Source organism: Variovorax sp. P1_H12_2, assembly GCF_056405335.1.
Window position 1 is genome coordinate 1 of record NZ_JBFUCI010000273.1, and the last position, 8,717, is coordinate 8,717.

An 8,717-nucleotide genomic window follows, 5' to 3' on the forward strand; every position below is an offset into this window, starting at 1 on the left:
ACCCAGAACCTCGACGTGATCCGCATCGACGAAGCGCGTCAATTGCTCCTGATCAAGGGCGCGATCCCCGGCTCGAAGGGTGGCTTCGTCACCGTGCGTCCGGCCGTCAAGGCCAAGCCGCAAGCCGCTGAAGGAGCCAAGTAATGGAACTCGAACTCCTGAACGAACAAGGCCAGGCCGCGTCGAAGTACGACGCCCCCGAGACCGTGTTCGGCCGTGACTACAACGAAGACCTGGTTCACCAGATCGTCGTCGCATTCCAGGCCAACGCCCGCCAAGGCACGCGCGCCCAGAAGGACCGCGAGCAGGTCAAGCACTCGACCAAGAAGCCTTTCAAGCAAAAGGGAACGGGCCGCGCCCGTGCTGGTATGACGTCCTCGCCGCTGTGGCGCGGGGGTGGCCGGATTTTCCCGAACATGCCCGACGAAAACTTCTCGCAGAAGATCAACAAGAAGATGTACCGCGCCGGCATGGCGTCGATCTTCTCGCAGCTCGCTCGCGAAGGCCGTCTGGCCGTGGTCGATTCGATCAAGGTCGACTCGCCCAAGACCAAGGCGCTGGCCGCCAAGTTCAAGGCGATGAACCTTGAGTCCGTGCTCGTGATCGCCGAAGAAGTCGACGAGAACCTGTATCTGGCCTCGCGCAATCTCGTCAACGTGCTCGTGGTCGAGCCGCGCTACGCCGATCCGGTGTCGCTGGTTCACTACAAGAAGGTGCTGGTCACCAAGGGTGCCGTCGACAAGCTCAAGGAGATGTTCGCATGAGCCGCATGAACCCTACTCCCAAGCAGCGTCAGTTCGACGAAGGTCGCCTGATGAACGTGCTGGTCGCCCCGGTCGTGTCCGAAAAGGCCACGATGGTCGGCGAGAAGTCCAATGCCGTCACCTTCAAGGTGCTGCAGGACGCCACCAAGCCAGAGATCAAGGCCGCTGTTGAACTGATGTTCAAGGTCGAAGTCCAGGGCGTGTCGGTGCTCAATACCAAGGGCAAGTCCAAGCGCTTCGGCAAGTCGATGGGTCGTCGCGACAACGTTCGCAAGGCCTATGTCACGCTGAAGGCTGGTCAAGAGCTCAACCTCGTCGGGGAAGGCGCTTAATCATGGCCGTCATCAAGATGAAACCCACTTCGCCGGGCCAACGCGGCGCGGTGAAGATCTCGCGGGACCACCTGTACAAGGGTGCTCCTCACGCCCCCCTTCTGGAACCCCAGTTCCAGAAGGCCGGTCGCAACAACAACGGTCACATCACGACCCGTCACAAGGGTGGTGGCCACAAGCACCACTACCGCGTGGTGGACTTCGTGCGCAACAAGGACGGTATCCCGGCCAAGGTCGAACGCATCGAGTACGACCCGAACCGCACCGCCCACATCGCGCTGGTGTGCTACGCCGACGGCGAGCGCCGCTACATCATCGCCCCGCGCGGGCTGGAAGCCGGTGCAACGCTGCTGAGCGGTTCGGAAGCCCCGATCCGCGCCGGCAACACGCTGCCGATCCGCAACATCCCCGTCGGCTCGACCATCCACTGCATCGAACTGCAACCCGGCAAAGGCGCGCAGATCGCTCGCTCGGCAGGTACGTCCGCAACGCTGCTGGCCCGCGAAGGCGTCTACGCCCAGGTCCGCATGCGCTCGGGTGAAGTGCGCCGCGTGCACGTCGAATGCCGCGCCACCATCGGTGAAGTCGCCAACGAAGAACACAGCCTGCGCCAGCTCGGCAAGGCCGGTGTGAAGCGCTGGATGGGTATCCGCCCGACCGTTCGCGGCGTGGTGATGAACCCGGTCGACCACCCGCACGGTGGCGGCGAAGGCAAGACCGGCGAAGGCCGTCATCCTGTCGACCCATGGGGCAATCTGACCAAGGGTTATCGCACCCGTAACAACAAGCGCACGCAAGTCTTCATCGTGTCGCGTCGCAAGAAGTAAGGGTTAGCACATGACTCGCTCTCTCAAAAAGGGTCCGTTCGTCGACCACCACCTCGTGGCCAAGGCCGACAAGGCCGTGACGAACAAGGACAAGAAGCCGATCAAGACCTGGTCGCGTCGCTCGATGGTCCTGCCCGAGTTCATCGGCCTGACCATTGCCGTGCACAACGGCAAGCAGCACGTGCCCGTGTACATCACCGACCAGATGGTCGGCCACAAGCTCGGCGAATTTGCGCTCACGCGCACGTTCAAGGGGCACCCCGCGGACAAGAAAGTCCAGAAGAAGTAAGGAACGACCATGTCTGAAACACGTGCAGTCCTCCGCGGCGTCCGCCTTTCGGTCGACAAGGGCCGTCTGGTCGCTGACTTGATCCGCGGCAAGAAGGTCGATCAAGCGCTCAACGTTCTGCAGTTCACGCAGAAGAAGGCCGCTGTGATCATCAAGAAGGTGCTCGAGTCGGCCATCGCCAACGCCGAGCACAACGACGGTGCCGACATCGACGAACTGAAGGTCAAGACCATCTACGTCGAGCAGGGCGCCACGCTCAAGCGCTTCACCGCGCGCGCCAAGGGTCGCGGTAATCGCATCAGCAAGCCCACGTGCCATGTGTACGTGACGGTTGGCAATTAAGGCTGGAAGAACTATGGGACAGAAAATCCACCCAACCGGCTTCCGCCTCGCGGTCAGCCGTAACTGGTCCAGCCGCTGGTACGCAAGCAACAAAGACTTCGCCGGCATGCTGGCCGAAGACATCAAGGTGCGCGAGTACCTGAAGAAGAAGCTCAAGAATGCATCCGTTTCGCGCGTGCTGATCGAGCGTCCCGCCAAGAACGCCCGCATCACGATCTACTCGGCACGTCCGGGCGTCGTGATCGGCAAGAAGGGCGAGGACATCGAGAACCTCAAGCGTGAACTCGGTCGCCAGCTCGGCGTGCCGGTCGCGGTCAACATCGAAGAAGTGCGCAAGCCCGAAATCGATGCCAAGCTGATCGCCGACAGCATCACGCAGCAGCTCGAAAAGCGGATCATGTTCCGCCGCGCCATGAAGCGTGCGATGCAGAACGCCATGCGTCTGGGTGCCCAGGGCATCAAGATCATGTCGTCGGGCCGCCTGAACGGCATCGAAATCGCGCGTTGCGAGTGGTACCGCGAAGGTCGCGTGCCGCTTCATACGCTGCGCGCCGACATCGACTACGGCACCTCGGAAGCCAAGACCACCTACGGCGTCATCGGCGTCAAGGTCTGGGTCTACAAGGGCGACACGCTGGGTCGCAACGACCTGCCGGCCGTCGAAACGCCGCGTCCTGACGACGAGCGCCGCCCCCGCGGCCCGCGTCGCGATGGCCGCCCGGGTGGCGACCGTCCGGGTTCGGACCGTCGCGGTCCTGGCCCGCGCGCTGGTGCCCGTGGCCCGATCGGCGGCAACGTCGCTCCGGCCGATGGCAGCGACAAGCCCGCAGAAGCCACTGGTGGAGCTCCGGCTGCACCGGGTGCAGACTCGAAACCCGCCGTTAAGCGCGTACGCAAAGCCGCGCCAGCTGCAGCAGCTGACGGTGCCAAGACCGAGTGATCGGTCTTAGAACTACGGAGTAACAAAAATGCTGCAACCTGCACGCAGAAAGTTCCGCAAGGAACAAAAGGGCCGCAACACCGGCATCGCGACGCGCGGCAACGCAGTGTCGTTCGGTGACTTCGGCCTGAAGTCGATCGACCGCGGCCGCCTGACGGCCCGCCAGATCGAAGCCGCACGTCGCGCGATCTCGCGCCACGTCAAGCGCGGTGGACGCATCTGGATTCGTGTGTTTCCCGACAAGCCGATCTCCCACAAGCCCGCAGAAGTGCGGATGGGTAACGGCAAGGGCAACCCCGAGTACTACGTCGCCGAAATCCAGCCTGGCAAGGTGATCTACGAGATCGTCGGCGTGCCCGAAGAGCTCGCCCGCGAGGCGTTCCGTCTGGCCGCTGCCAAACTGCCGCTGCGCACGACTTTCGTCGCACGCCAGCTCGGCGCCTGATCGAGGAGAACACCATGGCAACACGTAAGAAGAAGGAAGTCGCGGCTCCGGCCAAGACTTCGAAGGCAGCAGCGCTGCGCGACAAGGACGTCGCCGGCCTGCAAACCGAAATCAAGGACCTGCAGAAGGCCCATTTCGGCCTGCGCATGCAGAAGGCCACGCAACAGCTGTCGAACACCTCGACGCTGCGCGTGACGCGCCGCGACATCGCGCGCGCCAAGACCATTCTTGCGCAGAAGCAGCAAGAAACCCCAGCCGCCAAGTAAGGAGTGAACATGACGGAAGTTAAAAAGTCCCTCAAGCGCACCTTGATCGGCAAGGTGGTCAGCGACAAGCGCCAGAAGACCGTGACCGTGCTGGTCGAGCGTCGTGTCAAGCACGAGCTCTACGGCAAGATCGTGGCCAAGACCAGCAAGTACCACGCCCATGACGAAAATGGCGAATACAAGCTGGGCGACACCATCGAGATCACCGAAAGCCGGCCGATCTCGAAGTCGAAGAACTGGGTGGTGACCCGCCTGGTTCAAAAGGCCGCTCTGGTCTGATCGCAGGCGAAGCAGCCAAACCGAAAGCGGCCCACAATGTGGGCCGTTTTTCTTTTTCTGGAGCACATCACATGATCAAAGTCGGCGACACCCTTCCTCCCGCAACCCTGCAGGAATATTCCGAGGTGGAAGGCGAGGGCTGCAGCATCGGCCCGAACCCGGTCGACGTCACCAAGGCAGCCGCGGGCAAGACCATCGCGCTGTTCGCGCTGCCCGGCGCCTTCACGCCGACCTGTTCGGCCAAGCACGTGCCGGGCTATGTGCAGCACTACGACGACTTCAAGGCCGCCGGCGTCGACGAGATCTGGTGCGTGAGCGTCAACGACGCCTTCGTGATGGGCGCCTGGGCGCGCGACCAGAACACCGGCACCAAGGTCCGCATGCTGGCCGACGGCAGTGCCGCCTTCGCCAACGCCACCGGGCTCACGCTCGACCTGACCTCGCGCGGCATGGGCGTGCGCAGCAATCGCTACTCGATGCTCGTGAAGGACGGCAAGGTCGCCAGCCTGAACGTCGAAGGCCCGGGCAAGTTCGAAGTCAGCGACGCCGACACTCTGTTGGCACAAGCCAAGGGCTGAGGCTCAGCTCTTGTTCGTGGAATACCGCGGAACCGGCTTCGCCGGGCCGCTGGTATGGCCCCCGGGAGGGGATGGGCGGCTACACGAAGTGAGCCAACCTGGGGGCGAGCTACAGATCAGCTTTCAGGTAGTGCGACCCCGCGATGGGGTTGTGATAGTAGGGCGGCACTTCCGCGAAGCCCAGGTCCTCGTAGAGGGCGCGGGCTGACTCCATGTCGTCCAGCGTGTCCAGCAGCACGCAGGCATAGCCGGCGCCGCGGGCGGCATCGAGGATGGCCTCGGCCAGTTGCCGGCCCAGGCCGAGCCCACGGAACTGCGGTCGCACGTAGAGCCGCTTCATCTCGGCCGCATTGGGATAGTCGGCCGCGTCCAGGGGGCGCAGCGCACAGCAGCCCGCGACGTGCGCGAGCCGGCCCTGGGCTCGCGGCAGCGGCTCGGCGGCGACCGCGGCCGTGACCTCGGTGGTGTCGACCAGCGCCAGCAACAGGGCGCCGCGAGGCTCCGCGTATTCCCCCGGCAAGCTGGCCAGTTCCTGGTCGAAATTCTGGAAACCGAGATCGATCTGCAGCGAAGCGGCGTAGTCGCGGAAGATCGCGCGCACCGCCTCGAACTCGCGCGCCTCGTCGGGCGTGACCATGACGATGTTCGGCGCATCTGCCAGCGGCAGCGGACGTGACAAGGAATGGCTCATACGCGCAGCGACGCGATCCAGGTCGCAAGGGCGGCGCAGGCTGCAAACACCGCCATGGCCAGCAGCCGCGAGGCGGCGTCGTCGCGGCTCGGCGCCGCGGCGGCGCCGTCGACGAGTCGCTTGTCGCCCGTGATCATCGGCCGCACCAGCCGTTGCCGACGGACCAGCACATAGAAGAGAACGGCCAGCAGGTGCAGGCTGACCAGCGCGATCACGATCCACTTGCCCTGGACCGCGTGCCAGTGGGTGGCCGCGGCGACGATGCCACTGGAGGCGAAGCGGGCGAGCGGGCCGGAGGCCGCGATCTCGTCGTCGGCCACCAGGCCGGTCGCGACCTGGATCGCCAGCAGGCCCAGCAGGGCGAACACCGACAGGGCTCCCAGCGGCGAATGGCCGATCAGGTGATCGGGGTGGGCGCGCCCGCGCAGATAGTCGACCACCGAGCCGGGCGAATAGAGAAAGCTCGCGAAGCGCGACCAGCGTCCGCCCACGAAGCCCCAGAACCCTCGGAACAGCAGCAGCGCCAGCAGCGCGTAGCCGATCCGGAAGTGCCATTCCATGGCGCCGCCGAGCCCGGTCGCGATCTGGGCGGTCACGGCGGCCGCCAGCAGCCAGTGGAAAACGCGCGTTGGCAGGTCCCAGATGCGCGTGTGCTGCGAGGGGGCGACCTCCAGCCCCGCGCGGTGCGTGTGGGTCTGGAACGAAGCGGTCATCGGTGGCGGCGGGCGCAGGAGCGGGATCCGCAGATTAGCAAACTTCCGGGGTCGCGGGTTCTGCGGGTTACCTCTAGTCGCAGGTGGCGGCCAATCCCTAAACTGGCCCGCGCGGCATCGCCCGCCACTTGAACAAGAAAGAACCACGCATGAAAAGTCCAGCCGTGCTCGCCCTTGCGGCCGCTTCGTTTGCGCTCGCGGTTCCAGCCGCCGCGCAGTTCGCCAAGGCCGAGGATGCCATCAAGTACCGTCAAAGCGCCATGTTCATCCAGAGCCAGACCTTTGGCCGTCTGGCCGGCATGGCCAGTGGGCGGGTGCCCTATGACGCAGCGGCGGCCGCCGCCAACGCCGAGGTGGTGGCCCAGATATCGAGGCTGCCGTGGAGCGGCTTCGGGCCCGGCACCGAAGGCGGCAAGGCCAAGCCAGAGATCTGGAAGGAGCAGGCCAAGTTCAAGGAACTCAGCGAGCGGCTGATGGCGGACGCCGACAAGCTGGTGCTTGGCGCCAAGGCCGGCAATCTCGATGCGTTGAAGGCCGCGGTGGGCGCGGCGGGTGACACCTGCAAGACCTGCCACGACACCTTCAGGAACAAATAGCTCGCCCCCAGGTTGCCCGGCACTTCGTGTCCGGGCGCCCACCCCCTACCGGGGGCAACACCAGCGGCCCGGCGAAGCCGGTTCCGCGGTGTTTCACGAAGGGGCCGGGCTGCGCCGGCCGAAGGGTTAGGCTTCGGCGAGCAGTTTCTCGATGAGCTTATGGAGCTCGGCGAAGTCGGGTTCGCCGACGTAGCGCTTCACGATCTCGCCACGCTTGTTGACGACGTAGGTGGTGGGGGTCAGCTGCACGTCGCCCCAGGCCTTGGCGACGGCGCCGGTGTTGTCGATCGCCACCTTGAACGGCAGCTTGCGGGTCTCGGCGAAGTTGACCACGTAGCTCGGCGGGTCGTAGCTCATGGCCACGGCCAGCGTGTCGTAGCCGCGCGCCTGGTACTTGTCGTAGGTGGCGATCACCTTGGGCATCTCGGCGACGCAGGTGACGCAGCTGGTGGCCCAGAAATTGACCAGCGTGACCTTGCCCTTGAGGTCGTCGGTGCTCTTCTTGCTGCCGTCGAGCAGCACGAAGGTCGATGCCGGCGCCGCCGACACCCCGGTGCTCAGGTAGACACCGACGCCGACGGCCAGGGCGATCGCGACAGCGGCGGTGCAGACGACTTTTTTCATGGAAGAAGGATGGAGCGGGCCTGCGGATTTTAGTTCCGATCGGGCTCGCTCGATAATCGAGCTCCCGATGCCCTTGCCACCCCGACTCCGCCTCGCCGCGTTCGCGTGGATTGCCGCCAGCGCGCTCGCCGGCTGCAGCCCGACCTTCAACTGGCGCGAAGTGCCGATCGGCAACGACGGCGTCGTCGCGCTGCTGCCGTGCAAGCCCGACCGCGCGACCCGCTCGCTCCCATTGGGCGTCGAGGCGGTCACGGTGGACATGGCGGGCTGCGAGGCTGGCGGCGCCACCTTCGCGGTCGCCCATGCGGTCGCCGGCAGCCCGGCGCAGGCCGAAGGCTGGATGCGGGCCTGGCGCGCCGCGACTCGCGGCCAGATCGCCGGTGTTCCGGCCACCGAAACCGAGGCCGCCCTGCTTCGGGCGGCGAACGCACCCGCGCCGGTGCGGCTCGACACGCAGGACGCCGGCGCCGGTACGCAGGCCACGGCCCTGCATGTGATGTGGTTTGCGCAACTGCATCCGGAGGGGGTCTCGCTGTACCAGGCGACCGTGCTCGGCAAGCCTTCTTCGACGGACGCGCTCCCCACCTTCTTCGAAGGGTTGCACATCCCGTGAGCCCGTCGCCGCCCGGTCGCATTGTGGGATGCTTGCGTGTTGTCTTCCTTCTACATCCTGCGGGCGCCCCCGCATAATCGAGAGACCGTCCGCCGATCCGCATGAACAGCATCCTCATCATCGCCCACTCGCCGCTCGCCCAAGCGCTGCGGCAGTGCGCGCTGCATGTTTTTCCCGACAGCGAGGCGTCGATCGCCGCGCTCGACGTGCTGCCCAATGTGTCGCCGGACGAAACCCTCGCTGCCGCCCGCATCATGCTGGCCCAACTGCAGCTCATCCCGCGCTCGCAGGTGCTGGTGCTGGCCGACGTGTTCGGCGCCACGCCCTGCAACGTGGCGCAGAAGCTGGTCGACGGCGTCCGCTCGCGGCTGGTGGCGGGCGTCAACCTGCCGATGCTGCTGCGCGCGGTGAGCTACCG

Annotated in this window: 16 protein-coding genes and 1 pseudogene; 14 read left to right on the forward strand and 3 right to left on the reverse strand. The window is 65.4% G+C overall.

The features are described 5' to 3' along the window. The 11 genes and pseudogenes from AC1D2K_RS23325 to AC1D2K_RS23375 form a co-directional block, all read left to right on the forward strand. Window positions 1-144: pseudogene (locus AC1D2K_RS23325) on the forward strand (50S ribosomal protein L3); the annotation flags it as partial. Further along, window positions 144-764, forward strand: coding sequence for a 50S ribosomal protein L4 (gene rplD / locus AC1D2K_RS23330; RefSeq protein ID WP_286569495.1), 621 nt, complete (start codon window positions 144-146; stop codon window positions 762-764). The pseudogene AC1D2K_RS23325 and the gene rplD, both read left to right, overlap by 1 nt. Window positions 765-769: 5 nt before the next feature. Continuing rightward, complete coding sequence (gene rplW, locus AC1D2K_RS23335) at window positions 770-1,096, forward strand: 50S ribosomal protein L23 (RefSeq protein ID WP_478091358.1); 327 nt, start codon at window positions 770-772, stop codon at window positions 1,094-1,096. Window positions 1,097-1,098: 2 nt separating this feature from the next. Next, window positions 1,099-1,923, forward strand: coding sequence for a 50S ribosomal protein L2 (gene rplB / locus AC1D2K_RS23340; protein ID WP_286370947.1), 825 nt, complete (start codon window positions 1,099-1,101; stop codon window positions 1,921-1,923). Between the two features lie 10 nt (window positions 1,924-1,933). Further along, window positions 1,934-2,212 carry a 30S ribosomal protein S19 gene (rpsS, locus tag AC1D2K_RS23345; protein WP_062478874.1) on the forward strand — a complete coding sequence of 93 codons (279 nt, stop codon included), beginning with the start codon at window positions 1,934-1,936 and terminating at the stop codon, window positions 2,210-2,212. A gap of 9 nt (window positions 2,213-2,221) precedes the next feature. Beyond that, window positions 2,222-2,554: a 50S ribosomal protein L22 gene (gene rplV / locus AC1D2K_RS23350; protein WP_007838134.1), complete on the forward strand. Its 333-nt coding sequence runs from the start codon at window positions 2,222-2,224 to the stop codon at window positions 2,552-2,554. A gap of 13 nt (window positions 2,555-2,567) precedes the next feature. Beyond that, complete coding sequence (rpsC, locus tag AC1D2K_RS23355; RefSeq protein WP_478091344.1) at window positions 2,568-3,494, forward strand: 30S ribosomal protein S3; 927 nt, start codon at window positions 2,568-2,570, stop codon at window positions 3,492-3,494. 28 nt (window positions 3,495-3,522) lie between these two features. Then, window positions 3,523-3,939, forward strand: a complete 417-nt coding sequence (gene rplP, locus AC1D2K_RS23360) for a 50S ribosomal protein L16 (RefSeq protein ID WP_028250943.1) — start codon at window positions 3,523-3,525, stop codon at window positions 3,937-3,939. Between the two features lie 14 nt (window positions 3,940-3,953). Then, a complete protein-coding gene (gene rpmC / locus AC1D2K_RS23365; RefSeq protein ID WP_478091346.1) occupies window positions 3,954-4,205 on the forward strand; it encodes a 50S ribosomal protein L29 in 252 nt (83 codons plus the stop codon). A gap of 9 nt (window positions 4,206-4,214) precedes the next feature. Next, the gene (gene rpsQ, locus AC1D2K_RS23370; RefSeq protein ID WP_442287817.1) at window positions 4,215-4,484 is read left to right on the forward strand and encodes a 30S ribosomal protein S17; all 270 of its coding nucleotides are present in this window, start codon (window positions 4,215-4,217) and stop codon (window positions 4,482-4,484) included. Window positions 4,485-4,555: 71 nt separating this feature from the next. Next, window positions 4,556-5,062, forward strand: coding sequence for a redoxin family protein (locus AC1D2K_RS23375; protein WP_478091347.1), 507 nt, complete (start codon window positions 4,556-4,558; stop codon window positions 5,060-5,062). 109 nt (window positions 5,063-5,171) lie between these two features. On the opposite strand, the gene AC1D2K_RS23380 is transcribed toward AC1D2K_RS23375, so the two are convergent. Both AC1D2K_RS23380 and AC1D2K_RS23385 read right to left on the reverse strand, forming a co-directional pair. After that, window positions 5,172-5,753 carry a GNAT family N-acetyltransferase gene (locus AC1D2K_RS23380; RefSeq protein ID WP_478091349.1) on the reverse strand — a complete coding sequence of 194 codons (582 nt, stop codon included), beginning with the start codon at window positions 5,751-5,753 and terminating at the stop codon, window positions 5,172-5,174. Further along, window positions 5,750-6,466 carry a cytochrome b/b6 domain-containing protein gene (locus AC1D2K_RS23385; protein WP_478091351.1) on the reverse strand — a complete coding sequence of 239 codons (717 nt, stop codon included), beginning with the start codon at window positions 6,464-6,466 and terminating at the stop codon, window positions 5,750-5,752. Before AC1D2K_RS23385 ends, AC1D2K_RS23380 begins: the two co-directional genes overlap by 4 nt. 149 nt (window positions 6,467-6,615) lie before the next feature. On the opposite strand from AC1D2K_RS23385, the gene AC1D2K_RS23390 reads away from it, so the two are divergent. Continuing rightward, window positions 6,616-7,062, forward strand: coding sequence for a c-type cytochrome (locus AC1D2K_RS23390; RefSeq protein ID WP_478091352.1), 447 nt, complete (start codon window positions 6,616-6,618; stop codon window positions 7,060-7,062). Window positions 7,063-7,188: 126 nt separating this feature from the next. Here AC1D2K_RS23390 and AC1D2K_RS23395 read toward each other — a convergent pair whose 3' ends face one another. Further along, window positions 7,189-7,686: a TlpA family protein disulfide reductase gene (locus tag AC1D2K_RS23395; protein WP_478091354.1), complete on the reverse strand. Its 498-nt coding sequence runs from the start codon at window positions 7,684-7,686 to the stop codon at window positions 7,189-7,191. 67 nt (window positions 7,687-7,753) lie between these two features. Between AC1D2K_RS23395 and AC1D2K_RS23400 the strand changes: the two genes are divergently transcribed. Continuing rightward, window positions 7,754-8,299, forward strand: coding sequence for a hypothetical protein (locus AC1D2K_RS23400; RefSeq protein ID WP_478091355.1), 546 nt, complete (start codon window positions 7,754-7,756; stop codon window positions 8,297-8,299). A gap of 101 nt (window positions 8,300-8,400) precedes the next feature. Then, on the forward strand, window positions 8,401-8,717 hold a 317-nt coding region (locus tag AC1D2K_RS23405; protein ID WP_478091356.1), incomplete at its 3' end, for a PTS sugar transporter subunit IIA.

Excerpts from the sequence above, each read along its gene's own strand:
- rplD (WP_286569495.1), top strand. The coding sequence starts at position 144 with ATGGAACTCGAACTCCTGAACGAACAAGGCCAGGCCGCGTCGAAGTAC.
- rplW (WP_478091358.1), top strand. The coding sequence starts at position 770 with ATGAACCCTACTCCCAAGCAGCGTCAGTTCGACGAAGGTCGCCTGATG.
- rplB (WP_286370947.1), top strand. The coding sequence starts at position 1,099 with ATGGCCGTCATCAAGATGAAACCCACTTCGCCGGGCCAACGCGGCGCG.
- rpsS (WP_062478874.1), top strand. The coding sequence starts at position 1,934 with ATGACTCGCTCTCTCAAAAAGGGTCCGTTCGTCGACCACCACCTCGTG.
- rplV (WP_007838134.1), top strand. The coding sequence starts at position 2,222 with ATGTCTGAAACACGTGCAGTCCTCCGCGGCGTCCGCCTTTCGGTCGAC.
- rpsC (WP_478091344.1), top strand. The coding sequence starts at position 2,568 with ATGGGACAGAAAATCCACCCAACCGGCTTCCGCCTCGCGGTCAGCCGT.
- rplP (WP_028250943.1), top strand. The coding sequence starts at position 3,523 with ATGCTGCAACCTGCACGCAGAAAGTTCCGCAAGGAACAAAAGGGCCGC.
- rpmC (WP_478091346.1), top strand. The coding sequence starts at position 3,954 with ATGGCAACACGTAAGAAGAAGGAAGTCGCGGCTCCGGCCAAGACTTCG.
- rpsQ (WP_442287817.1), top strand. The coding sequence starts at position 4,215 with ATGACGGAAGTTAAAAAGTCCCTCAAGCGCACCTTGATCGGCAAGGTG.
- AC1D2K_RS23375 (WP_478091347.1), top strand. The coding sequence starts at position 4,556 with ATGATCAAAGTCGGCGACACCCTTCCTCCCGCAACCCTGCAGGAATAT.
- AC1D2K_RS23380 (WP_478091349.1), bottom strand. The coding sequence starts at position 5,753 with ATGAGCCATTCCTTGTCACGTCCGCTGCCGCTGGCAGATGCGCCGAAC.
- AC1D2K_RS23385 (WP_478091351.1), bottom strand. The coding sequence starts at position 6,466 with ATGACCGCTTCGTTCCAGACCCACACGCACCGCGCGGGGCTGGAGGTC.
- AC1D2K_RS23390 (WP_478091352.1), top strand. The coding sequence starts at position 6,616 with ATGAAAAGTCCAGCCGTGCTCGCCCTTGCGGCCGCTTCGTTTGCGCTC.
- AC1D2K_RS23395 (WP_478091354.1), bottom strand. The coding sequence starts at position 7,686 with ATGAAAAAAGTCGTCTGCACCGCCGCTGTCGCGATCGCCCTGGCCGTC.
- AC1D2K_RS23400 (WP_478091355.1), top strand. The coding sequence starts at position 7,754 with ATGCCCTTGCCACCCCGACTCCGCCTCGCCGCGTTCGCGTGGATTGCC.